This is a genomic window from Maribacter sp. 4U21 (assembly GCF_002742365.1).
Classification (GTDB): domain Bacteria; phylum Bacteroidota; class Bacteroidia; order Flavobacteriales; family Flavobacteriaceae; genus Maribacter.
In genome coordinates this window covers 1-23,894 of the sequence record NZ_MDGN01000050.1, presented here as the reverse complement: position 1 = coordinate 23,894, position 23,894 = coordinate 1, and the positions used below count along the sequence as shown (strand labels likewise).

Annotated in this window: 21 protein-coding genes and 1 pseudogene; 12 read left to right on the top strand and 10 right to left on the bottom strand. The window is 40.1% G+C overall.

Annotated features, from left to right (window positions below):
• Positions 1-43: 43 nt before the first annotated feature.
• Genes BFP77_RS09965 through BFP77_RS09950 form a run of 4 tightly spaced genes read right to left on the bottom strand, consistent with a single transcriptional unit; the run spans position 44 to position 2,929 of the window.
• Positions 44-430, bottom strand: a complete 387-nt coding sequence (locus BFP77_RS09965) for a DUF4345 domain-containing protein (RefSeq protein ID WP_180272338.1) — start codon at positions 428-430, stop codon at positions 44-46.
• 10 nt (positions 431-440) lie between these two features.
• Entirely contained in the window at positions 441-1,697 is a 1,257-nt protein-coding gene (locus tag BFP77_RS09960) for an MFS transporter (protein WP_099573882.1), read from the bottom strand.
• Positions 1,697-2,170 (bottom strand): GyrI-like domain-containing protein, encoded by a 474-nt coding sequence (locus BFP77_RS09955; RefSeq protein WP_099573881.1) that lies wholly within the window; start codon positions 2,168-2,170, stop codon positions 1,697-1,699. Before BFP77_RS09955 ends, BFP77_RS09960 begins: the two co-directional genes overlap by 1 nt.
• 3 nt (positions 2,171-2,173) lie before the next feature.
• Positions 2,174-2,929 carry a CDP-alcohol phosphatidyltransferase family protein gene (locus BFP77_RS09950; RefSeq protein WP_099573943.1) on the bottom strand — a complete coding sequence of 252 codons (756 nt, stop codon included), beginning with the start codon at positions 2,927-2,929 and terminating at the stop codon, positions 2,174-2,176.
• A 174-nt stretch (positions 2,930-3,103) separates the two neighbouring features.
• On the opposite strand from BFP77_RS09950, the gene BFP77_RS09945 reads away from it, so the two are divergent.
• The 11 genes from BFP77_RS09945 to BFP77_RS09900 all read left to right on the top strand — a co-directional run bounded on the left by BFP77_RS09945 (position 3,104) and on the right by BFP77_RS09900 (position 17,785).
• Positions 3,104-4,291 (top strand): lipoprotein N-acyltransferase Lnb domain-containing protein, encoded by a 1,188-nt coding sequence (locus BFP77_RS09945; protein WP_099573880.1) that lies wholly within the window; start codon positions 3,104-3,106, stop codon positions 4,289-4,291.
• A gap of 15 nt (positions 4,292-4,306) precedes the next feature.
• On the top strand, positions 4,307-6,178 hold the full coding sequence (locus tag BFP77_RS09940) for an ABC-F family ATP-binding cassette domain-containing protein (RefSeq protein ID WP_099573879.1): 1,872 nt from the start codon (positions 4,307-4,309) through the stop codon (positions 6,176-6,178).
• Between the two features lie 209 nt (positions 6,179-6,387).
• Complete coding sequence (locus BFP77_RS09935) at positions 6,388-6,624, top strand: hypothetical protein (RefSeq protein WP_099573878.1); 237 nt, start codon at positions 6,388-6,390, stop codon at positions 6,622-6,624.
• Between the two features lie 341 nt (positions 6,625-6,965).
• On the top strand, positions 6,966-7,316 hold the full coding sequence (locus BFP77_RS09930; RefSeq protein ID WP_143751892.1) for a hypothetical protein: 351 nt from the start codon (positions 6,966-6,968) through the stop codon (positions 7,314-7,316).
• Between the two features lie 31 nt (positions 7,317-7,347).
• Positions 7,348-7,488, top strand: a complete 141-nt coding sequence (locus BFP77_RS16985; protein ID WP_164721438.1) for a hypothetical protein — start codon at positions 7,348-7,350, stop codon at positions 7,486-7,488.
• An 82-nt stretch (positions 7,489-7,570) separates the two neighbouring features.
• On the top strand, positions 7,571-8,146 hold the full coding sequence (locus BFP77_RS09925; protein WP_099573876.1) for a cob(I)yrinic acid a,c-diamide adenosyltransferase: 576 nt from the start codon (positions 7,571-7,573) through the stop codon (positions 8,144-8,146).
• Between the two features lie 136 nt (positions 8,147-8,282).
• Positions 8,283-8,507: a DUF2795 domain-containing protein gene (locus BFP77_RS09920; protein ID WP_027064442.1), complete on the top strand. Its 225-nt coding sequence runs from the start codon at positions 8,283-8,285 to the stop codon at positions 8,505-8,507.
• A 214-nt stretch (positions 8,508-8,721) separates the two neighbouring features.
• The gene (gene secA / locus BFP77_RS09915; RefSeq protein ID WP_099573875.1) at positions 8,722-12,078 is read left to right on the top strand and encodes a preprotein translocase subunit SecA; all 3,357 of its coding nucleotides are present in this window, start codon (positions 8,722-8,724) and stop codon (positions 12,076-12,078) included.
• A 233-nt stretch (positions 12,079-12,311) separates the two neighbouring features.
• Positions 12,312-13,526: a sensor histidine kinase gene (locus BFP77_RS09910; RefSeq protein ID WP_099573874.1), complete on the top strand. Its 1,215-nt coding sequence runs from the start codon at positions 12,312-12,314 to the stop codon at positions 13,524-13,526.
• Between the two features lie 113 nt (positions 13,527-13,639).
• Entirely contained in the window at positions 13,640-16,159 is a 2,520-nt protein-coding gene (locus BFP77_RS09905; RefSeq protein WP_099573873.1) for a M14 metallopeptidase family protein, read from the top strand.
• Positions 16,160-16,198: 39 nt separating this feature from the next.
• Entirely contained in the window at positions 16,199-17,785 is a 1,587-nt protein-coding gene (locus tag BFP77_RS09900; protein ID WP_099573872.1) for an amidohydrolase family protein, read from the top strand.
• A gap of 161 nt (positions 17,786-17,946) precedes the next feature.
• On the opposite strand, the gene BFP77_RS09895 is transcribed toward BFP77_RS09900, so the two are convergent.
• The 4 genes from BFP77_RS09895 to rlmF all read right to left on the bottom strand — a co-directional run bounded on the left by BFP77_RS09895 (position 17,947) and on the right by rlmF (position 21,412).
• The gene (locus BFP77_RS09895; protein WP_099573871.1) at positions 17,947-18,204 is read right to left on the bottom strand and encodes a hypothetical protein; all 258 of its coding nucleotides are present in this window, start codon (positions 18,202-18,204) and stop codon (positions 17,947-17,949) included.
• A gap of 297 nt (positions 18,205-18,501) precedes the next feature.
• Positions 18,502-19,854: a DEAD/DEAH box helicase gene (locus tag BFP77_RS09890; RefSeq protein WP_099573870.1), complete on the bottom strand. Its 1,353-nt coding sequence runs from the start codon at positions 19,852-19,854 to the stop codon at positions 18,502-18,504.
• Between the two features lie 115 nt (positions 19,855-19,969).
• Positions 19,970-20,443, bottom strand: coding sequence for a GNAT family N-acetyltransferase (locus BFP77_RS09885; protein ID WP_257212933.1), 474 nt, complete (start codon positions 20,441-20,443; stop codon positions 19,970-19,972).
• Positions 20,444-20,452: 9 nt separating this feature from the next.
• Positions 20,453-21,412: a 23S rRNA (adenine(1618)-N(6))-methyltransferase RlmF gene (rlmF, locus tag BFP77_RS09880; protein WP_099573868.1), complete on the bottom strand. Its 960-nt coding sequence runs from the start codon at positions 21,410-21,412 to the stop codon at positions 20,453-20,455.
• Between the two features lie 246 nt (positions 21,413-21,658).
• Between rlmF and BFP77_RS17605 the strand changes: the two are divergent.
• Positions 21,659-22,570, top strand: a pseudogene (locus BFP77_RS17605) (transposase).
• A 100-nt stretch (positions 22,571-22,670) separates the two neighbouring features.
• Here the strand turns inward: BFP77_RS17605 and BFP77_RS09870 are convergent.
• Together BFP77_RS09870 and BFP77_RS09865 are read right to left on the bottom strand one after the other, a co-directional pair.
• A complete protein-coding gene (locus BFP77_RS09870; protein WP_099573867.1) occupies positions 22,671-22,970 on the bottom strand; it encodes a type II toxin-antitoxin system RelE/ParE family toxin in 300 nt (99 codons plus the stop codon).
• Entirely contained in the window at positions 22,963-23,211 is a 249-nt protein-coding gene (locus tag BFP77_RS09865; RefSeq protein ID WP_099573866.1) for a type II toxin-antitoxin system ParD family antitoxin, read from the bottom strand. Before BFP77_RS09865 ends, BFP77_RS09870 begins: the two co-directional genes overlap by 8 nt.
• Between the last annotated feature and the right edge of the window lie 683 nt (positions 23,212-23,894).

The following is a 23,894-nucleotide window of genomic DNA, read 5'->3' as shown; positions in this document are numbered from 1 at the left end:
TTAAATTGTTTTAATCTATATACGTTCAAAAAATGAAAAGGTTTTAGCTTTCACCCATAAATTTATACTTTCTTAAATTAAACAAACCCCAACCAAGGAACAATAATTCCATAATCAAAGCAGGAGTAAACGGAATGGATACCCCATCAAAAACAGTACTTATAATTCTTCCAAAGGAAATACCGCCCATAAAAAGCACATTACTTAAAGTAGCAGCGTACCATAACTTTTCTTTTCTAGCTCCTAACAACCAAAATATACCAATGCCCATATAAATTCCCATAACCGCACGGAGCATATTTTTTAGTTCTAATGAAGTAACCTGAAAATCAAGGATCAAAGGCATTAAATGAGAGGGACTGCCTCCATAAACAATTCCTGCACAGATAACGATGATACCGGATAAAGATAAATGTAGGTTCTTCTTCATGTTTTTTTTACTATTTCTTATACAGCTTAAAGTAGTACCACGCTGCAATACCACCCACAAGAGAAAATACAGCCAACATCCAAAAAACATATTGATGTCCTGTTGCCCCGGGATAAGCATCTAACAAATATCCCATGGCCGGACCTGCAAAAATATCTGGAGTGTAGCCTACCAAAGAAATAAGACCCACGGCCGTACCAGTGAGCACCAAGGGAATACGACCACGTTGCATTACCGAAAAATAGAGGGAGCGTGCAGCATATACCCCAGTGGCTACGACCATAATGGACATAAAGAAAAGAAAAGTGGAAGAACTTAAAATGATACCCGTAGCGAACAATAAAGCACCAATAAACGAAATAACAAAACTGACCATAAGCCAATACGTCGTTTGGGAGCGGTCTGCCAGTATACCGATCACCACGCCAACTATAGGGCGAACGAATAACAGGAGCGTACCAATTTGAGCAGACTGTACCTGATCGTACAACATGACGTCTTGGGCGTACAGTGATAAAATATCAGTGATTTTATAGCCCACATAGGCACATAAGATGATCACCATTAGTAAACTTACCGCAGGCAATTTTATAACTTCTTTGATTTGGGAAACGGTAATTTTATCCAATATAATAGCGCTTTCGGAAGTCTTGTCCATCCTTAGAAAGAACCAAACCAAAAACCCGACTGCAACAACGATACCCGTTGAAACCAAAATAACGTAACGGAATGCGGCTCGGCTTTCTGTAAGCGTGGCTTCAGCAATTTCAGATGTAATGAAAACGGAAAAAACAAGTACACCCATGGTTCCGAATAGCGCACCTACCAAACCACGGCCTCCGTCTAGGAAACCGAAAGCCTTTCCCTGAGAACTTGTGCCGCCCCAAACCCGCGTGGCTTTGATCATAGCTGCCCAGAACAGAAAAATTGTAGTAAACCCCCAGTACCCATAAAGTACCTTCAGTACAAAATAACTTGGAAAAGTGGCATAGACCACGCCCCCAAGAGCCGTCATCCAAAGTGCTGTGGCAATTAGTTTTCTCGGCGGCAATTTATCCGCTAAAGGTCCGCCAAAAAGATAGGAAACAAGAGCAACTACGCCATAGACCGAAAAGCAAAGTCCTAATTGGGTATTGTCCAAAGTGAAAACATCTAACACAGTTGGCCTAAAGACACGTGGCAGCACAAAAGGTAGAATGAAAACGCTTTCTCCGGCTAATATGAGCAATACAAGATAATACCAAGGTGCTTTCTGTAGCTGTTCCATTATTTTTTTATAGGAATCCAAATTTCTTCCTCAGAATTAGGATCATTATTTCTATAGTTTCTTCCTAATACTTCAAAGTGCGGACGGTCATCCAAAACGTATTCGGATTTAGGAATCCATTCCCCATAAATATATTGATAAATGCTAGGGTCACCACTAGACCCCTTATGGTCAAAAACTGCATAATCTCCGGCCTGCAGTATAAAAGCCTTCATACCTTTAGGAATATGAGTAAAGTCCGATACTTCCACAAGGGCCCATTTTGTGAATTCTAACGAGGGATTGAAATTGACATGATACTCGGGCGGATACACTTGTAACGAGAAAAAATCATTCCCCACCCTATTCACAATTTCGGTAATTCTAGGCATAAAAGAGCCCCAGAGTTTCCCGGTTTGGTTGTCCACCACACTCGTGCTTAGTGATAGACCAATCATTTTTTTTCCTTTTTCGCGGATTATTCTTGGTATCATACGCTAAGATCTACTCTTTTGCGAAAATTTACTCACTAGTGAACTTAGCACATAAAATAGAATGATAAACGGCACCGCCAAGAATTGTATGGTAATTAAAAGTACCAGACTTATTATCAAAAAAATATAGCGCAAGGCGTTATCCTTGAAATTCCAGTTTTTGAATTTTAATGCGAACAGCGGAAGACTACAGTTCAGCAAAAATGCACTTAACAAAGTTAAGCCTATCAAAAACCATTGGTTCAATATAATATCACTGAGTATAGCGCTTGGATGATAAAATAAGATAAGCGGAAGGGACAGAATTAATAATGCATTGGCAGGTGTAGGTAACCCAATAAATGAAGAAACCTGATTTTCATCCAAGTTGAATTTGGCCAAACGATACGCAGATGCCAAGGTGATGATAAAACCTGCAAAAGGCCAGAATGAACGTAATTGAAAATCTCCCAAGTAAGCCATACTATTTAAAATATCGTTATCCCAACCTCCCATTTGCGCCAATCCTATCAATTGAAACATCACTATCCCAGGTACCAGACCACTGGTTATCATATCTGCCAAGGAGTCCAATTGCAGTCCTAACTCACTTTTCACATCAAGCACACGAGCAGCTAAACCATCGAAGAAATCAAAGAAAATACCCAAAGCAACGAATAGAGCGGCATGTTCCAACTGATTCAATACAGCGAACACGGTGGCAACACAGCCACAAAAAACATTCAAGAGTGTAATAAAGTTAGGTATATGTCTTCGCATGGTTGGTCTGTTTAGAAGCATTGATTATATCAGCTTAAAAATAATACAATTCATTTGGTTATACGTTCTTAATTGAAAAGCATCTTAAAGCTACACTAGAAATAGTAATACGCTTGTATCGCTTAAATCTCTTATTATTCGCATCTTTGTTATCCTATAGTATTAGAATACACGATGTTTAAAAAATTAGGTCTTCTTGCGCTAATTGCACTACAAGGTTTCTGGGGTTTTTCACAAGACGCGAGGTTATCGTCACTTTCTGAACTAAGTTTATTAACAGTAGGTACAGGACAAGATTTGGCGTCTAAATTTGGGCATAGTGCCATACGTCTCCAAGACCCTAGCTTAGGTATAGACGAAGTTTACGGTTATGGCACATATAATTTTGAAGACCCCAATTTCTATCTGAATTTTGTTCGTGGTAAATTAGATTATACCATTACACGGTATCCCTACAAGTATTTTGAACGCGGTTACATCCTTGAAAAAAGGTGGATTAAAGAACAAAAACTAGACCTGAACCTTGAACAACGAAAAGCAATCGTCGCCTTTTTAGAGACCAATCTTTTGCCGCAAAATCGGTTTTATAAGTATGATTTCCTTTTTGAAAACTGCGCCACCAAGATTCCTGAAGTATTCGAGAAAAATCTAGGGAAGGGTCTGCATTTCAATTGCGATTATCTTGATAATCAATTCACTTTCCGACAATTGATTCATCAAAATCTTGCTGTAAATTCTTGGTCTAATTTTGGAATAGATTTAGCATTGGGTTCTGTTATAGACCGTAAAGCTACTCCCTATGAACATTTGTTCTTACCAGCGTATGTCTACGAACAGCTAAAACATACCACCTTAGATGGCAAACCTTTGGTGAAAAACGAATCCGTTCTATTGGATATACCAACTCCAAAAGTAAATACCCCCTTTCTATTGACCCCCGTATTTTGGCTTGGTCTACTTCTCTTGTCGGTAGCATACATTACTTACAAGGATTATTCCCAACAAAAGCGAAGCATTTGGTTAGACGTTTCGCTGTTTACGGTTACCGGTTTGGCCGGCCTGCTTATTCTTTTTCTTTGGTTCTTTACGGACCATATGGCCACTAAAATAAATTTCAACTTTTTATGGGCCTTTGCCCCTAACCTCATCGTAGGGTGCTACCTTTTCAAAAAACAACCCCCAAAATGGTTACGGATGTATATTTTTATCGCCATTGGGCTTTTACTCTTAAGTGTTGTCCTGTGGCTATTCAAGGTTCAAATATTTTCTATCTTAATGTGTCTTATACTGCCAACCCTATTGTTGCGGTATCTATTTCTCTTAGGCTATTTTAAAGCTTCAAAAAATCGAATTATCCAATAATCGAGCTATCTCACTATGAATTTACTCACCGTTGAAAATATTTCTAAATCCTATGGCGAACTGGTTCTTTTTGAGAAGCTCTCCTTTGGCATAAACAAGGACCAAAAAATTGCGCTAATAGCAAAGAACGGTAGTGGTAAAACCTCTATACTCAACATACTATCGGGCACGGACACCCCAGATACGGGACAGGTGAATTATCGTAAAAGCACCCGGGTTTCCTTTTTGGCACAGGAGCCGAACATGAATCCAGACCTAACTGTTGAGGAAACGATTTTTGCTTCTGACAATGAAGTGCTTCAGGTCATTGCCAATTATGAAAGGGCCTTGACCAATCCAGAAGATGCGGATGCCTATCAAAGTGCTTTTGAAGCTATGGACCGGTTTGAAGCTTGGGATTTTGAAACGCAGTACAAACAGATCCTATTTAAATTAAAACTGGACGATTTAAGTGCCAATGTGGGAAAACTTTCCGGTGGGCAGAAGAAACGGCTTGCCCTGGCCGACGCCCTAATCAATAAACCGGACCTATTAGTACTTGATGAGCCTACCAACCATTTAGACTTGGAGATGATAGAGTGGTTAGAGGAATATTTCGTAAAAGAGAACATGACGCTGTTCATGGTTACGCACGACCGTTACTTCTTAGAACGGGTATGTAATGAAATCATAGAGTTAGACAATGGCGTGCTTTATCCGTACAAGGGCAATTACTCCTACTACCTAGAGAAAAAGGAGGCCCGTTTGGAACAAGAATCCGTGGAACAGCACAAAACCGAGTTGCTCTTTAAAAAGGAACTCTCATGGATGCGTCGTCAACCCAAAGCACGGACTACCAAATCAAAATCTAGAATAGACGATTTTAAGGTTATCAAAGAGAAAGCAAGTAACCGCAGAAAAGAGCACGAGGTACAGCTAGAACTGAACATGGAGCGCATGGGTACCAAAATCATAGAACTGGTGAAGGTATCTAAGTCCTACCCTAACAAGCCTATCTTAGACAAGTTTGACTATAACTTTAATAGAGGGGAGCGTATTGGTATTATCGGAAAGAACGGAACGGGCAAATCTACCTTTCTTAATATCCTCTCGGGCAGGGACCAACCAGATAGTGGAAAGGTAATTGTTGGGGAAACCATAAAATTTGGATACTATACTCAGAAAGGAATCACTATAAAGGAGGGTCAAAAGGTAATAGACGTAATTCGTGAATTCGGGGACTATATTCCCCTAAAGAAAGGAAAACAGATATCGGCACAACAGTTATTAGAGCGGTTTCTATTTGATCGCAAAAAGCAATATGATTTTGTAGATAAGTTAAGTGGTGGCGAGCGAAAGCGATTGTACCTCTGTACCGTATTAATCCAGAATCCTAATTTTCTGATTTTGGATGAGCCTACCAACGACCTGGATATCGTAACGCTAAATGTTTTGGAAAGTTTTCTGTTGGATTTTCAGGGCTGCCTGTTAGTGGTATCCCATGACCGCTACTTTATGGATAAAATTGTAGACCATCTATTTGTATTTAAAGGAGATGGTGTAGTAACGGATTTCCCTGGGAACTATTCGGATTACCGCGCTTACGAAGATAGTCAGGTTATAGAACAGAGAGCACAAAAAGACAAAGGGGATACGAGTAAAAAAACTTGGAAAAAGACCGAAACCACGAATAAGTTGTCTTATACGGAGCAAAAAGAATACAAGCAATTGGAACGTGATATCCAAAAGATGGAATCTAAGAAGGCTGCGTTACAGGATAAATTTACCGATGCGTCCCTATCTGGAGAAGAAATAGCCACCCTTTCCATAGAATTAGGGGAATTATCCGATACTATTGATAAAAAAACCGAGCGTTGGTTCGAACTTTCAGCTCAAATGGAAGGATAATTCTTAAAAACCACCTATTAAAATAAACAAATCTACGTTTAAAAGCACCTTTTTTCGGTAAGGTGTTTTTGGTGTACGTGCCGTTCATCGATTGATTTTTACACTTCAACCGGATTGCTGTCAGATACCGAATATTATGGGTTTTTCGGCGAACGACCACCCTGCGAAGTACACTTGCACCCGTTATAATAGTGTAACAAACGCAAGTCATGAAAACAATAGCAACCATCTTCTTTATCTTCTTCATCGGAATGACCGCTCAGGCTCAGAACAACACTAGCGATGTTAAAGTTGAAACGGTTGAAATGACCATAGTGACCGAAACGGCTTACGAGTTGAACTTGGAAACCAAAACGGAGGTTGCTAGATTGTACAAGCACAAGAACGCTAGAGTAAAGAAAGCATTATCTTTTACAACAAAGAGAAACAAAGCTAAAATGGCTTAATCCTATACCGACTGACTGTCGCGATTTATGTGCCCATTATTTCATCCTCCTGCCAGAGTTTTGGAAAATGGGCATTTTAATTTTAAGAAATAAAAACCTTCATTTATCCTACCAAATCGCTTAGTTTAAAACATACCATAACCATTCAATAGGTTTACAAAGGTTTAGTACATTTGGGTAATCTTGAAATTCATCTAGTGTATCGTTTTTTTGCCCGTATAAAATTTCTGCTTTCAGCAACCAATCAACATGGCGTACACTCCCCATTTATATATCAATTTGTTACGAAGGGTTTATATAGGAAAGGGAATAAAAACTATTCCAAAACGGAAAATGTACTTTTGAAATGCATATCTTATTTTGATTACTCCCAAATAGGGCTCGTAAATGATTCCAATGTCTTAAAAATAAAATTGAACGCCCTATTTCCGGGACTCCGCTATACTAACATTCCGTTTGACCTGATTTATGCTGACCTATCCAGCAAAACTTTTAAAACCATAGCAAAACAGAACATTCATAATAATAGTATGCTGTTGATAGAGGGCATCTATCAAAATAAGGGTCGAACCGCGCAGTGGTCTACCATAAAAAATTTAAAAGAAGTCACCGTTTCTATGGATTTATATTATTGCGGAATTGTCTTTTTCAGAAGGGAGCAGGCAAAAGAGCATTTTAAAATTCGGATTTAATCCACTAATTTTAAACAAGACAAGTAATTATATGAACAATAGCATTTATATTGTACTCGGCGTAGTTTTTGCGATTTATATCGGTATTACGATTACAAATAGGAATAAATCAAGGGCTCGAAAATCCAAAAAATTTATGGACAATTATGAGCGAAAGGACAAAAAGGATTAGTCAAAGGCAAATATTTCAAAAATGATGATCATATCGGCCCATATTTTTATTTGAGCTTGATACTTGAACTTGAATTTATTCAATGAAAATATATACAAAAACAGGAGATTCAGGAACTACCGCGCTATTTGGGGGTACTAGAGTTCCAAAACATCACATCAGAATTGAGAGTTACGGTACTGTGGACGAACTCAACTCTTGGTTAGGGCTTATTAGAGACCAGGAAATAAATACACAGAGCAAAGACCAGCTGGCAAAAATTCAGGACAAATTGTTTACCCTAGGGGCTATATTAGCCACCGATCCTGAAAAAGCCATCTTAAAGAATGGCAAAGAGCGGCTAAATATTCCCAAGATAAGTGTATCCGATATTGAAATACTAGAGAACGCTATCGACAAAATGGACGCTACCCTACCACAAATGACCCATTTTATTCTTCCAGGGGGCCACACAAGTGTGTCATACTGTCATATAGCGCGTACCGTATGCAGACGTGCCGAAAGAATGGCGACACTTCTTTTCGAAAATGAACCCTTTGACGAGGAGGTCCTCTCCTATTTGAACCGACTTTCGGATTACCTCTTTGTATTGGCACGAAAATTGTCCAAAGAATTAAAGGCCGAAGAAATTAAATGGATACCTGAAAAAAAGGACTAATAAATTCCTAATTTCTTCGTTATCAATTTATCAATGCAAAAATTATGTTGATAACTGGATTGAAATAATTACATTTTATCTTGGTCATTTACATTTAAAAATTATTTTTGCAAAAAATTAAAATCAAACTATTACAATGTATTGGACATTAGAATTAGCATCTTATTTAAGTGATGCACCTTGGCCGGCAAGTAAAGATGAGTTAATCGACTACTCTATTAGAACCGGTGCGCCTTTAGAGGTTGTAGAAAACTTACAATCTATGGAGGAAGAAGGCGGCGAGATTTACGAATCAATCGAAGAAATCTGGCCAGACTATCCTACAGAAGAAGACTACCTCTGGAACGAGGATGAATATTAATATTTAGATATCACAATTACTACTAAAAGTCTCCTCGGAGGCTTTTTTTTTATGTAATTTTGGCAGTCGATTAGGGAATTTTAGTTCAAAATACATACTGGAATACCTTTTGTTGCACTCAGATGTCGGTTTTAATTACTGACTGCAAATAATTTATTGTAGAAAGATCGGAAGTTTACAGTTCCGATAAACGCAATACTAATAGAAAAAATTTATGAGTTTCATTAATTCCATACTAAAGGCCTTTGTAGGTGATAAATCTAAGAAAGATGTAAAAGAACTTCAGCCTTTAGTAGACCAAATAAAGTCCTTTGAAGCCAATCTAGAAAGTCTAACCCATGATGAAATAAGACAGAAGACCCTAGATTTTAAACAAAAAATAAGGGAATCCTACAAAGAGATTACGGAACAGATAACAGCACTAGAAAAAGAAGTTCAGGAGTCTACCGATATTGACAAAAACGAGGATAGTTACGCCGAAATAGATAAGCTTAAGGAAGAAGCTTACACGATTTCTGAGGAAATGCTCAACGAAATCTTACCAGAAGCTTTTGCCGTAGTCAAGGAAACGGCCAAACGTTTTGCGAACAATGAAACCATTAGCGTAACCGCATCGGAAAATGATAGAAAACTTTCCGGAACAAAGGATTATGTAACGCTGGACGGCGAAAAGTCCATTTGGAAAAATTCTTGGGATGCAGCGGGTAAAGAAGTTACTTGGGACATGGTGCACTACGATGTGCAACTCATTGGAGGAATTGCGTTACATCAAGGCAAAATTGCAGAAATGCAGACCGGGGAAGGTAAAACCTTGGTCGCTACGCTCCCACTTTATCTAAATGCATTAACAGGTAATGGCGCACATTTGGTAACCGTAAACGATTATCTGGCCAAGCGAGATAGTGCGTGGATGGCGCCAATATTTGAGTTCCATGGTCTTACGGTAGATTGTATAGACCACCATAGGCCTAATTCAAATGGTAGAAGAGCCGCATACAATGCAGATATTACTTACGGCACCAACAACGAATTCGGTTTTGATTACCTGCGGGATAATATGGCCCATACACCGAAGGATTTAGTGCAACGCCCTCATAACTATGCCATTGTGGATGAGGTGGATTCTGTACTGGTAGATGACGCCAGGACTCCCTTAATTATTTCAGGACCTGTTCCTGAAGGAGATCGGCATGAATTCAATGATCTAAAACCAAAGGTTAACGAAATTGTTCAGAAACAACGTCAGCATTTGACAGGTGTTCTAGCGGAGGCAAAAAAACTTATCAAAGAAGGAGATACCAAAGAAGGCGGATTTCTTCTGCTTCGCGTTTTTAGAGGCCTTCCAAAAAACAAAGCGTTAATAAAGTTTTTGAGTGAAGAAGGCGTAAAGCAGCTGCTTCAAAAAACGGAGAACTTTTACATGCAGGACAACAACAGGGAGATGCCCAAGGTAGACGAAGATCTGTTGTTTGTCATTGATGAGAAGAACAATCAGATAGAGCTTACGGACAAGGGCGTAGATTATATCTCTGGAGAGCAGAACAGAGATTTCTTTGTAATGCCAGATATTGGTGGGGAAATTGCCAAAATAGAACAACAGAACCTAGAAATAGAAAGGGAGGCGGAGTTAAAAGAGGAGCTTTTCAAAGACTTTACCGTAAAGAGTGAACGTATCCATACCATGAGCCAATTATTAAAGGCCTATACACTTTTTGAGAAAGATGTGGAATATGTGGTGATGGACAATAAAGTAATGATTGTAGACGAACAAACGGGCCGTATTATGGACGGTCGTCGTTACTCGGACGGTCTGCACCAAGCTATTGAGGCAAAGGAAAACGTAAAGATCGAAGCGTTAACACAGACCTTTGCCACGGTTACTCTGCAAAACTACTTTAGAATGTACAGTAAGTTGGCAGGTATGACAGGTACTGCCATTACGGAAGCTGGGGAATTCTGGGAAATCTACAAATTAGATGTGATGGAGATTCCTACCAACAGACCCATAGCCCGTGATGATAGGAATGATTTGATCTACAAGACCAAGAGAGAAAAATATAACGCCATAATCGATGAGGTTACAAAACTGAGTCAATCAGGAAGACCGGTATTGATCGGTACAACCTCCGTAGAAATATCGGAATTGCTTTCTAAACTATTGAGCGTACGCAAAGTACCACACAATGTTTTGAACGCGAAACTCCATAAAAAAGAGGCGGACGTTGTTGCTGAGGCAGGTAATGCCGGTATCGTAACCATAGCTACCAACATGGCGGGGCGTGGTACGGATATTAAGCTTTCTGACGAGGTTAAAAAAGCAGGTGGTTTGGCCATTGTGGGTACGGAACGTCATGATTCTAGACGAGTGGATAGGCAGCTAAGAGGTCGTTCTGGTCGTCAGGGAGACCCGGGAAGCTCACAGTTCTACGTGTCTTTAGAAGATAATTTGATGCGTTTGTTCGGTTCTGACCGTGTGGCGAAGATGATGGATAAAATGGGCTTGGAAGACGGGGAAGTTATTCAGCATAGCATGATGACCAAATCCATAGAACGGGCACAGAAAAAAGTGGAAGAGAACAACTTTGGTGTGCGTAAGCGTTTGTTGGAGTACGATGACGTGATGAACGCACAGCGTGAAGTGGTATACAAAAGAAGAAGGCATGCCCTACAAGGGGAGCGCTTAAAAGTGGATATTGCCAATATGATATACGATACCTGTGAGGTAATCGTAGAGGGCAATAAAGCGGCTAACGATTTCAAAAATTTTGAATTTGAACTGATCAAGTATTTTTCAATGACTTCTCCCGTTTCCGAAGAAGATTTTGGAAAACTAAGCGCGCTGGATATTACCGCTAAAGTCTACAAAGCAGGTTACGAACATTACAAGGAAAAAATGCAGCGCAATGCGGATACGGCGTTTCCGGTAATAAAACAAGTATATGAAGACAACGCCAATAAATTTGAGCGTATCGTGGTTCCCTTTACGGATGGTATCAAGAGTCTTAACGTTGTTACCAACTTACAAGAGGCTTATGATAGTGACGGTAAGCAATTGGTGACCGATTTTGAGAAAAATATATCCTTGGCCATTATTGACGACTCATGGAAAACCCATCTCAGAAAAATGGATGAGTTAAAGCAGTCCGTACAATTAGCGGTCCACGAACAAAAAGACCCACTACTCATCTATAAGTTCGAAGCTTTTGAGCTGTTCAAAGGCATGATAGAAAAGGTAAATAAGGAAATCGTTTCCTTCTTGTTCAAGGGAGAACTGCCTTCAGGAAATCCAAACGAAATCCAAGAGGCACGTAACGTTAGACGTAGTAAGGACAACTTACAGACGACAAAAGAGGAAATACCCAATAGTGATGAACTTGCCGTACAAAACAGGGCGGCAGGAAATACACAGCGACAAAGACCGACAGTTACGGAGACCATAACCAGGGAACAACCAAAAATTGGAAGAAACGAGCGGGTCACCATTAAGAACGTAATGTCTGGCGAGAGCAAAACGGTAAAGTTTAAGCAAGCAGAACCGCTTATTTTAAAAGGAGAATGGGTTCTGACCTAAGATTAAACCTGTAGCTTTCAAATCAAGGCTCACAGCCTTTTTTAAACATAACGACAACTATTTAGTGCAAAGCGACCTATTCAGGTCGCTTTTTTTAAATGAAACAATCATGGTGATGCTGTATTTTACAAGGATACATTTAACTTTTTATAAAGTTTTTTGAAATATGCCCAAAACATACCTAGCTTTACAATAGAAAAATGTTCCTGAAACCGAGAAATTAATTTGATTCTATGAACGATTTTAATATCGACCAAGAACGCTTAAAAGATAAGATCAATCTTATCTTGAAAGTGAATTATGTTTCTAGCGCACTAGCGATTGTTTATGGCTTTGCTTGCTTTTTTATTCTAGACATCAAGGAGATTATTCCCTATATGTTCGTCCTCTTTGGGCTGCTCAACTTAGCCAATACCTTGATTTTTAGAAAACATCAAAGCCTCACATCTACCTACAATATTTCCTCCATATTGGCCCTGATAAGCGCTTTCATCATTACGATATATTCTGGCGGCATCAATAGCTCCTTTATCTTTACCTTGGCACTAATTGTTTTTGCGGGTTATGTTACCACCAGGCAGTACGGTCAGATTTATCTGAATTTAATCTTCTTTTTGGTCATTCTAATTTTCTCACAAAGCATTCCCGACTTTACCTTTACAGAAAATGTTATTCCAGAAAAATCCAGAAATCTTTTTAATCTATTTTCCATCCTCTTTTCCGTCTACTTACTAGGAAATATTTTTGGTAAGAACTTACTGAGAACGCACCATGCCTTATATAGGTCAAAACAGCAATTAATGGAGCAAATGGAGGAAAAGGAAACCCTTTTAAAAGAAGTACACCATAGGGTAAAGAACAATTTACAAACTGTATCTAGCTTGTTAAGCCTTCAATCTAGAAATGTTGAGGAAGCTCGGATGAAAACCTTGCTCAAGAGCACGCAGAACCGAGTTATCTCCATGGCCATGGTTCATGAGATGCTCTATATGAGAAAGGATATAGCGCACATAGAGTACAAATCCTATGTACAGGAACTAAGTGAATATCTCATACGTTCAATCAAAGGGTTGGATAGTAAGGTGCATTTAAAAATTGATATTCCAGATATTAAATTAGGTATTGATACGGCCATACCTTTAGGACTGCTCATTAACGAGGCGGTGACCAATGCGCTTAAATATGGCTTTTCAGATGAAGAGGAGGGAGAGATTTATATCGCCCTAAAGAAAGAACTGAACAAGCAGTACGTGCTTAATATAGGGGATAATGGAGTTGGTTTCCCGGAAACGGTCAACTACAAGAATTCTAAGTCCTTAGGATTAAAACTTATACATAATCTTACGCGGCAATTAAAAGGTACCATTCAAAGAGATAGCAGTAAAAAAGGTACCAACTATATTATTAAATTTCAAGAAGTAAAGCAGCAATTGGCACCAGCTATGTAATCAAAGGATGTTCATTTTGTCAACTTCACAATAAAACATGTCAAGTATTCACTAGGGCAAATAATCCTGGGATATTACTTATATTTAAACGGCTAATTCAAAAAAACCGTTTCATGTTAAAAAAATTGCTTCTCGTCTTTTTTCTTTCTTGTGCTACCGTATATGGACAAGACTACTTCTTTGAAAAATTTAAACCCTTTAACGCTGCCGTTCCTTCCCCGGAAGAATTTTTAGGTTACGGCATTGGCGAGCATCATACGCGGCACGACTTAATTGTGGCCTATTTAGAAAAGTTGGCAGAAGTCTCCGACAGAGCTACGATACAGGAGTATGGTAAAACCCATGAAGGACGTAAATTGGTGATGCTCACCATCTCTTCGTCAAAAAATCATTCGAATCTGGCCGAGATTAAATCGGCTCACTTGGCCTTTACGAATCCGTCTCAATCAGTATCCAATTATGGAGATGTTCCCATTTTCATCAATTTGGCGTACAACGTACATGGCAATGAACCTTCTAGCTCAGAAGCGGCGTTACTAGCGGCCTATACCTTTGTGGCCTCTGAAAATCCTGAAATCCTGAACTATATTGACAACGCGGTAATTTTTATTGACCCAACGATTAATCCGGACGGCCGAGACCGCCATACGCAATGGGCAAATACCTATCAAGGTTCTCCCGAGGTAGCGGACCCACAAGACGCGGAACATAACGAGTATTGGCCAATGGGCAGAACCAATCATTATTGGTTTGATTTGAATCGCGACTGGTTATTGGGGATACATCCTGAAAGTAGGGGCAAACTAAACTGGTACCATCAATGGTATCCTAACGTCGTCACCGATTTCCATGAAATGGGAACACAGAGCAGTTATTTCTTTGAACCTATGAAAACCAACGGCTCCCTCAACCCTATTATGCCCAAGGAGAACTACGAAGACTTGAACACACTTTTCGGTAATGAGTTTGCCAAGGCATTGGACAGTATTGGTTCCCTCTATTTTACAAAAGAAGTGTTCGATGGCACTTATCCTGGTTATGGCTCTTCTTATCCTGACCTGCAAGGAGGTCTAGGATTGTTATTCGAACAGGCGAGCTCTAGAGGACACCGCCAAACTACGGCCTTTGGGGAAATCACTTTCGCCTTTACCATCAGAAATCAATATACCTCTAGCATTACCACTGTAAAGACCGCCGTGAACAACAAAGCGTATATGCGAAAATACCAGCAGCAATTCTTTAAAAGTGCCCTGGCCAATGCGGGAAAAAGCAAAATAAAAGGATACACTTTTGGAGATGCCCACGATCAAAACCGAACAAAAGCATTTGTAGACAAACTATTACTGCATAAGATTGATGTTTATAAGACAGGGGACCGCTATGTTGTTACTACCCGGCAACCGCAGTACAGAATGGTGCAAACCATGTTCGAAACATATGAAAAGTATAGAGACAGCGTTTATTACGATGCCTCTGCCTGGTCCGTTGCCAACTTCTACAATATGAAGTATAAAGCAACGAACACGTTAAATTTAGGCGCTAAAATTACCACGACCGATAATTTGGTCAAGGTAACTCCTGTCCAAAAATCGGATTACGCCTACGTATTGGACTGGGATGATTACAATGCGCCGGCCGCACTATACCACTTACAACAAAAGGGGATTGTAGCTTCTTCCGCTGCGAAACCTTTTACGGTAAAAACAGGAAATAACACCAAGAATTTTAATTATGGTGCAGTGCTTATCCCTGTTAGCCTCCAAAAAATGGATGCCAATGGCATCTTTAACCTTTTAAAAGAGGTTCAAAATAAATTTGAAGTTCCCATCGTTGCCGTTCATACGGGACTGAATTTAGGAGGAGTTGATATGGGCAGTCGTTTTATTACCCCTATAAAAAAGACCAAGGCCGCAATGCTTATCGGTGATGGCGTACGTTCCTACGAAGCTGGAGAAGTTTGGCACCTACTGGATACAAGAGTACATATGCCAATCACCAAAATACCCATGCGTAATTTTGACCGTGCCAATTTTGATAAATACAACGTAATGGTCATGGTTTCCGGCCGGTACAATCTATCGGAGAAGCAACAGGACAAAATAAAGGATTGGACGAGTAAAGGCAATACGTTGATTACCATAGGAACTGCCAGCAAATGGGTCATTGACAAGAAATTAGTAAAGGAGAAACTTACCGAATCAGAAAAGGATTCCACTAAAACAGTAGTTCAAAAGCCTTACGTAGATGCAGGTGAAAATATTGGAAAGGAAAGTGTAGGCGGCGTCATCTTAAAAGCTGATATAGACCATACCCATCCGCTAGCCTTTGGATATCATGATGAGAGTATTCCTGTTTACAAGAACAATACCGTGTGGCTATCTCCAAGTGATAATGCTTATGCTACCGTGGCAAAATATAGTAAAGATCCCCATATCGATGGATTCCTGACCAAAAAGAATATGGAGGAAAACGTAAAGCAATCCGCTTCACTGATTGTAAGCAAATTAGGAAGAGGTTGCGTTGTGCTTTTTGCGGACAATCCCAACTTTAGGGGGTCTTGGTACGGAACCAATCGGTTATTCCTGAACGCCCTTTTCTTAGGAGATAAGATAAATGTTCCTACCGAAAATTAATTATAGACCTAATACATCAACTTACCAAAGCATACTAGCATGAAAAAATTACAACTATTCTTATTCGCCACCCTAATATCCATCTCAGGTCTTATGGCACAGTCGCTTCAGGGAGATGGCCCACATTCACAACTCATCATAAGGGGAGTGATGCTTATCAATGGAAATGGAGCACCGCCTCAAGGGCCAATTGACATTGTGGTGGAAAATAACATTATCAAAAAAATTCAGGTTGTTGGTTATGACGGTGTACCTATTGATGAGACCAAAAGACCAAAATTAAAGGCTGGCGGTAAGGAATTGGACTGCAATGGTATGTATCTGCTGCCCGGTTTCGTTGATATGCATGGCCATATCGGGGGAACTGCCCAAGGAGCGGAACCAGATTATGTATTTAAACTTTGGATGGCACATGGGGTAACCACGGTGCGCGAACCTAGCGGTAGAGGCGTGGATTTTACGATGGACTTAAAACGTAAGAGTGCCAAAAATGAAATTATTGCACCGCGCATAATGGCTTACACAGGTTTTGGACAAACCAGCAAGACCTTTAATCCTTTGAACGATATTCCTATTTCCACACCGGAACAGGCGCGTGAGTGGGTACGGGCAAACGCAAAAAAAGGTGCGGACGGAATAAAGTTCTTTGGTGCGGAACCGGAAATTATGGCGGCCGCTTTGGACGAAAACAAAAAATTAGGACTAGGTTCTGCCTGTCATCATGCACAGCTAAGCGTAGCGAGATGGAACGTGTTACATTCCGCCCGTGCGGGTCTAACCTCAATGGAACACTGGTACGGGCTTCCAGAGGCCTTATTTGACGATAGAACGGTACAAGACTATCCGCTGGACTATAACTACCAAAATGAACAGCATCGCTTCGAGAACGCAGGCAAACTATGGTCCCAAGCGGCAGCACCTTATTCCGTCCATTGGAACGCTGTTATGAACGAATTACTGGAACTTGATTTTACGTTAGACCCCACCTTCAACATTTACGAGGCCAGTAGGGACTTGCAGCGTGCAAGACGTGCGGAATGGCATGAAGACTATACCTTGCCATCTTTATGGGAATTTTATCAGCCAAGTAAAATATCGCATGGTTCGTACTGGCATGACTGGGGTACGGAACAGGAAGTAGCCTGGAAAAACAATTACAAACTGTGGATGACCTTTATCAACGAATATAAAAACAGGGGTGGCCGTGTTACTACCGGTTCGGATTCCGGTTTTATATTTCAATTGTACGGTTTTGCCTATATCAGAGAATTAGAATTACTTCGTGAAGCGGGATTCCATCCTTTGGAAATTATCCGGTCCGCCACCTTAAACGGTGCAGAAGCCTTAGGAATGGATGATAGAATTGGCTCCGTTGCCATCGGAAAAATGGCAGATTTTGTAGTGGTAGAAGAAAATCCACTTAAAAATTTAAAAGTACTTTATGGTACTGGAGCTATAAAACTGACCGAAGATAACGATGTGGTGCGTGCAGGAGGTGTGAAGTACACCATTAAGGACGGCATCATATATGACTCAAAAGCCTTATTGGCAGACGTAAAAAGGCAGGTAGACGAGGCTAAGGCCAAGAACAACTATACAATCAAACAGCCAGGGATAAAGAACTAGGACCTCCTATACGTGCTACGCACTTTAATAGAGGCTGGCTTATTTTTCATGGCGTTACCTAAGACCTTAAGTGTTACAACCACTGAAACTAAAAAGATAGATACTAACATAAACTATTATTTTATAAAGTACTTTAATGTACTTTTTTCTTAAAGCAAAGATTAGGCCAATTTTGGGCTGTCTTTCTTTGTGCTAAAAGATAAAGCCTTCTTTACCCTAGAATTTGGGTAGCGATACAAGCGCGCTAAAGCTTGAGAGACCATGAACGGGTTATTTTCCGAGAGGTCAATATCAGGAGTGCTAGTAACCATAACAACACCCATTTTAAAAGTGTCCACTTTACCATTGTTTTCCGTGTTTTGTGCGATGGCCATAGTACCTAAAAAAAGAACTAATACTAAGGTTAAAACAGATTTCATATTATTCATTTGGGTTACCTAAAGATAACCTCAAGAACAGACTAGAACCCTTGCTATGTCGTTGAAATACAAACTTTTTCGCTTATTTAAAAAATGATAGATGAACGGGCAAAAAGCATCGACAAAGACAATTTACCCGTTAAACTTTTCAACGATTAGGCTTGTATTTTATCGGAGAAAAACTAACACTTAGAATCGAGTTTTATAATAAAATTGGAGTTTATATCTATCAATAACTAGGAATCCAGAATAAATCGGTGGTGGAAAGTTGTAGAAAACCGTTGCTTGCCGAACAGGTTATTTTCTTTTGCGCTTCTTACCAAAATTTTTATCCCCACGCGTTTTTGGTTTGGTATATTTCTTTTTTATAATTCTCTTGTAGGCGCCACCTTGGTTTTGCTTTCTGTTTTTCTCTGATTTTTCATGAAAGCTAGTACCCCTTTCCTCTTCGTTTTCTTTAAGCGGATTTTCGCGCTCTATATGCATGGGCCTTTCGTCCCGTGTTAATTGTGTAGCAATTTCAACTTCTCCAGGTAGTTGAAGCACATCGATCTTTCTATTCATTAATTCCTCTATAGCCTCTTTTGCAGGTTCCTCCCTAGCTGTAAATAGGAGAATAGAACTGCCCTCCTTCTCTGCCCTACCCGTTCGTCCTATACGGTGCATATAGTTTTCTGGATAAACCGGTGTATCAAAATTTATAACATGTGAAATTTGGTCCAAATCCAGTCCACGTGCCATTACATCGGTGGTAACGAGAATTCGATTTTGACCAGAATCGAACTGGTTTATAGAGCGCAGTCTATAGTTTTGGGTCTTATTAGAGTGGATAACACAAATTTCCTCGCTGAAAAATTCGGCCAATTCCTTGAACAATAAATCCGCACTTCGTTTACTGGAAACAAAAACCAGTACCTTATGAAAAGCATCCACATCTTGAAGTAGATGCACCAATAGATTTACCTTGGTATAAAAATTGGGAACGGCATAACAGGTCTGTGCAATATTGTCCAAAGGTGTTCCACTAACCGCTACGGCAATTTGCTGTACCCCTTCAAAAAAATCATTGATCAACTTTTCTACATCGTCCGTCATGGTAGCAGAAAACATAATATTCTGTCTACGTTTTGGTAAGAGTTCAAAGATATTCACCAGTTGAAAACGAAAACCTAAATCCAGCATAACGTCTACCTCGTCAATGACCAGTTTTTTTACATTCTTTAGTTGTAACGCTCGCGTAAGCATCAGGTCGTACAACCGCGCCGGAGTAGCTACTACGATATCCGTGCCTAGTGCCAAAGTTTCTTTCTGCCTATTCATGCTAGTGCCTCCATATACGCCAGTGACTCTGACGGAGGCATACTTAGCCAATTTTTCTACCTCTTCAACTACCTGCACCACTAGTTCGCGTGTAGGAACCAATATCAGCACTCGCGGATGTATCTCTTTGGAAAAAGAGAGCATATTTAATAGCGGCAAAAGATACGCAAAGGTTTTGCCAGTTCCCGTTTGCGCTATTCCAACAACATCCTTACCACTCATCACCACAGAAAAGGCCTGTTCTTGTATCGGTGTAGCCTCTTGAAACCCCAAGTCATCTAAAGCGTTTCGCAGGGGATTGCTAATTTTAAATTCGGAAAAAGAGACCATAGGCAATGTGTTTATGCTGCAAAGCTATGCGGTTAAAACTTGTAATACCACAAAAACCAATATTTAATACCAATTTCTACTATTGTCTGTGCCTTCACCGTGTTGGGAATTGGTTTCAGGTTCCGTTCAGAATGTCATGAAAATACTTTTCCATAATACAATAATCCTGTCCCGATTTCTGAAATTTCCGGTCTGTTTGCTTCATGCCAAAATGTTTATAAAAACCGGCTTTATCTACCCGGGCATTACACCATAAATGGTGAATATTTCCTTCCCCTTCAACATAGTTTGTTAGGTACTGCAATAGACGCCTTCCGTACCCTTTACTTTGCTCCGAAGTTTTGGTAGCCAATTTTCTAAACTGGGCACTATGGCCATTAACGAATAAAGATACCACGGATACAATATCATTATTTTTAAAGAGTCCAAAATGGATTCCGTCTTCATCATTATCCAATTTAATAAAATCTAGCGGTCTATCCGGCCACATTACCTCGTGACGCAAATGGTAGGTTTCTTGAGCCAGAATCCGTCTAATTTCTATCTGCAAAGAACCCAACGTAGTGAATTTTGATAATTTCCAAACCATTTGACCTCTCTATTGCCATCTCAACCTTTTCCATTCCTTCTGTTCCTCTTTAGAAAGAAAAGTCCAGGCAATAATTCTAGTAGTTTTATTTCCAGTACCCATGGGTATTTCTTTAATTTCTTTGGCCGCTACTTTTTTCAATAGACTGTTGATAGCCTTAAGATTGGATTGTTTAGAGACCAAAGTGGAAAACCAATAACAATTTTCCGCATTTCTACGGCTCTCCCAAATCATATTCTGAATGAACTTTAGTTCACCACCTTTATACACCAATTCACTCTCAACCCCCGAAAAATTGAGCTTTGGTGTACTCATTTTCTTTCCTGATAAGTTTTTTACTTTCCTCCGCGTGCCTTTCTGAGCTTCCTCTAGTGAGGCATGAAAAGGAGGATTACAAATAGAAAGGTCTATTTTTTTCTCATTTTCTAATATATCCTGAAAAAATAAGTTCAGATTTTTTTGCAATCTAAGGTCTATTTTATCTTTAAGTGAAGCATTGTTACTACTGATTTTATAAGCAAACATTAATGATTTCGAATCAATATCCGAGCCAATGAAATTCCAATCATATTCCACAACCCCGATAATGGGATAAATACAACTTGCACCCACACCAACATCCAAGCAAGTAATTTTATTTCCAACGGGCATTCTCCCAAAATTACTTTCTCGCAGTACATCTGCCATATAGTGAAGGTAATCTGCCCTCCCGGGAATGGGCGGACACAAGTGCTCATCCGGAAACTCCCAGTATCCAATTTGGTAGTAATAACTTAGTAGTGCCCTGTTTAAAAGTTTTACTGCTATAGGGCTAGAAAAGTCTACTGAAGGTAAGCCTAATTTGTTCTTTTTAAGATGATGTTCCAATTCGGGTACGTCAAGCACAAGCGCCTCAATATCGTAAGGTGCTCTATTCTTATTACGGGTGTGCAACCTTGTTTTAATCTGCTTTTCTTGGTGTAAGGACATAATCAGGTTTTATTCCTAAAGGTTCAATTCGCTTTATAAATTGCGCCTTTACTTTGCAACAATACACATTTCATATCAATTTACGTGTTTCTATACCAATCCATAATCACTTCAGGAAATTCAACCCCGTCACTCCAATATGAATGGGTATGTAAATTTCCCTTAAACCATTGTGCCTGTTGCACAAGTTAGGGAAAAAGTCCGTTTTGATCATTGCCGATCGTGGAATCGATCGTAACTTTATGTATGCAGGGAAAAAAGGATTACCAAGAAAAGCTGTTCGCCCATTTCCAGTTGAGCGAGCGCATACCCAAGAACAATTTCTACAGGCGTTTGAAGGGTGCCGTCGATTTGGATTTCCTCTATCGGTTGACCAAGGGATATTATGGGGAGAGCGGCCAGAAGAGCATCGACCCGGTCGTTTTCTTCAAGCTGTGTTTGGTGGGCTATCTGGGGAACATCATCAGCGACCGCAAGCTTATCGACCATTGTTCGATGCGCTTGGACATCCTCTATTTTATCGGTTACAGTATCGACGAGGAACTTCCCTGGCACAGTACGATAAGCCGTACGCGGCAACTGTTCCCGGAGTCCGTCTTCGAGGAAACCTTCACAAGGGTATTGGCCCTGTGCGTTGAAAAGGGCATGGTCTCGGGCCATACCCGGGCGATCGACGGTGCACCGATGAAGGCCAATGCGAGCATGGATACCCTGGAGCTGAAAGTGCCCGAAGATTAACTGGACGAACACCTAAGAAAGGTACGTGCCCTCAGTTCGATGGACAGGTAGGAGACGCACAGAAAGTCCAAGAAGTTCAGCGTTACCTATTACTGTGGTGAGTACGAAAGGGACATAGCAAGGGTCGAAAGCCCGCAGGGCAGGTACATGAAGGGCAAGCGGCGAAGTACGGTCGAGCCCATGTTAGGCACGCTCACACAGTTCATGGGACTACGAAAGATAAATACCATCGGCCTCGCACAGGCGAACAAATGCATGCATCTTTCCGCTACGGCCTACAACTTGAAAAAGTACCTTAAGTTCGACCAAAAACGCTCGAAAAGCGGGGCGGGCCAACTCACTTTGGCCACTTTGTCGAAAAGCACCCTTGGGTTCCTCTTCGGGGCTCCGGACAAGCATCCGAAATTTAACCTTCACTAATGATGGAGACAATAAAAAAGCCCCGAAAAGGGGCTTATAATAATCCGTTTTCTTGCTGATCAGGGGTTTGTGCAACAGTTACCATTGTTGTAGTGCGTTATTATTCGGTTATTCGTTTTTTCAACTCCATTCGTTCGTGCAAAATTCTCGTAATTTCTATTGGTTTCACATTTGATTTTCGATAGAATATTATATGTCTGTTTGCTTTTAGTCCGAAAAGGTCAGATTTGATTCCGTCATAGTTTTTTCCGAGTTCTGGATTGTCAGCTATGCCTTGACAAATATCAAGAAGCATATCGTAATATCTGTCAGCTTGATTTTCAGACCAATTTTCGAGCGTATATTCCCAAATTCCGTTCAAGTCAGCTACGGCTTTATTGGTCAATTCGTATTTAGCCATTCTTTTTACGCTTAGCTTTTAATTCCTCAAGATTTTTTTTTGGGTCGAAATCGTGAGCAATTCCGCTATCAATTCCTTCTTGGATGGCATTTTTTAACGCGATTACTTGACTTTCTTCATTTTCCAAAAGTCGAAGTCCAGCTCTAATTACTTCGCTGACATTTTTGTATCGTCCAGCAGAAACTTGTGTTTGCACGAATTGGTCAAAATAATTTCCTAATGATATTGATGTGTTTTTCATTCCAATTCTAATTTATTCAAATATACCAAATTTTGGTAAATATTCAAATTTTTAGCTGTTGCTCGGAAATTACACCCAACGGGAGTTTGCGCAGCAACTCCGTTTGGATTAAAATTAATGAATCATTAAAACCTGTTATAAAATCCATGACATTAAGATAATAAATATCAGAATGTTATGGCCCTAGAAGCTTTTAGGGTAATCAACAAAGTTATTAAGAAAGGGTAGGTTTTTGCGCAGTCTGACGGTTGGGCTATGAGTAGTTGCGTGTGTTAACACTTAACTTTGCAAGTACATACCAAACTGAAAAATCCGCGAGTCCCGACACTTCGGGATTCAGAAGTAGGCGAGAACAAGCAATTACTTATAGCCATTGTGCCTGTTGCACAAGTTAACGAAAAAACTCGTTGCTGATCATTGCCGATCGTGGAATCGATCGTAACTTTATGTATGCAGGGAAAAAAGGATTACCAGGAAAAGCTGTTCGCGAGCTTCCAGCTCAGCGAACAGCTTTTCCTGGTAATCCTTTTTTCCCTGCATACATAAAGTTACGATCGATTCCACGATCGGCAATGATCAGCAACGAGTTTTTTCGTTAACTTGTACAACAGGCACAATGGCTATAAGTAATTGCTTGTTCTCGCCTACTTTGAAAATTCCTGCGGAATTTCCAACTTGATGTG

Bases quoted from the DNA above. Each gene is read 5' to 3' on its own strand.
- BFP77_RS09965 (WP_180272338.1), bottom strand. From the start codon at position 430: ATGAAGAAGAACCTACATTTATCTTTATCCGGTATCATCGTTATCTGT.
- BFP77_RS09960 (WP_099573882.1), bottom strand. From the start codon at position 1,697: ATGGAACAGCTACAGAAAGCACCTTGGTATTATCTTGTATTGCTCATA.
- BFP77_RS09955 (WP_099573881.1), bottom strand. From the start codon at position 2,170: ATGATACCAAGAATAATCCGCGAAAAAGGAAAAAAAATGATTGGTCTA.
- BFP77_RS09950 (WP_099573943.1), bottom strand. From the start codon at position 2,929: ATGCGAAGACATATACCTAACTTTATTACACTCTTGAATGTTTTTTGT.
- BFP77_RS09945 (WP_099573880.1), top strand. From the start codon at position 3,104: ATGTTTAAAAAATTAGGTCTTCTTGCGCTAATTGCACTACAAGGTTTC.
- BFP77_RS09940 (WP_099573879.1), top strand. From the start codon at position 4,307: ATGAATTTACTCACCGTTGAAAATATTTCTAAATCCTATGGCGAACTG.
- BFP77_RS09935 (WP_099573878.1), top strand. From the start codon at position 6,388: ATGAAAACAATAGCAACCATCTTCTTTATCTTCTTCATCGGAATGACC.
- BFP77_RS16985 (WP_164721438.1), top strand. From the start codon at position 7,348: ATGAACAATAGCATTTATATTGTACTCGGCGTAGTTTTTGCGATTTAT.
- BFP77_RS09925 (WP_099573876.1), top strand. From the start codon at position 7,571: ATGAAAATATATACAAAAACAGGAGATTCAGGAACTACCGCGCTATTT.
- BFP77_RS09920 (WP_027064442.1), top strand. From the start codon at position 8,283: ATGTATTGGACATTAGAATTAGCATCTTATTTAAGTGATGCACCTTGG.
- secA (WP_099573875.1), top strand. From the start codon at position 8,722: ATGAGTTTCATTAATTCCATACTAAAGGCCTTTGTAGGTGATAAATCT.
- BFP77_RS09910 (WP_099573874.1), top strand. From the start codon at position 12,312: ATGAACGATTTTAATATCGACCAAGAACGCTTAAAAGATAAGATCAAT.
- BFP77_RS09905 (WP_099573873.1), top strand. From the start codon at position 13,640: ATGTTAAAAAAATTGCTTCTCGTCTTTTTTCTTTCTTGTGCTACCGTA.
- BFP77_RS09900 (WP_099573872.1), top strand. From the start codon at position 16,199: ATGAAAAAATTACAACTATTCTTATTCGCCACCCTAATATCCATCTCA.
- BFP77_RS09895 (WP_099573871.1), bottom strand. From the start codon at position 18,204: ATGAAATCTGTTTTAACCTTAGTATTAGTTCTTTTTTTAGGTACTATG.
- BFP77_RS09890 (WP_099573870.1), bottom strand. From the start codon at position 19,854: ATGGTCTCTTTTTCCGAATTTAAAATTAGCAATCCCCTGCGAAACGCT.
- BFP77_RS09885 (WP_257212933.1), bottom strand. From the start codon at position 20,443: ATGGTTTGGAAATTATCAAAATTCACTACGTTGGGTTCTTTGCAGATA.
- rlmF (WP_099573868.1), bottom strand. From the start codon at position 21,412: ATGTCCTTACACCAAGAAAAGCAGATTAAAACAAGGTTGCACACCCGT.
- BFP77_RS09870 (WP_099573867.1), bottom strand. From the start codon at position 22,970: ATGGCTAAATACGAATTGACCAATAAAGCCGTAGCTGACTTGAACGGA.
- BFP77_RS09865 (WP_099573866.1), bottom strand. From the start codon at position 23,211: ATGAAAAACACATCAATATCATTAGGAAATTATTTTGACCAATTCGTG.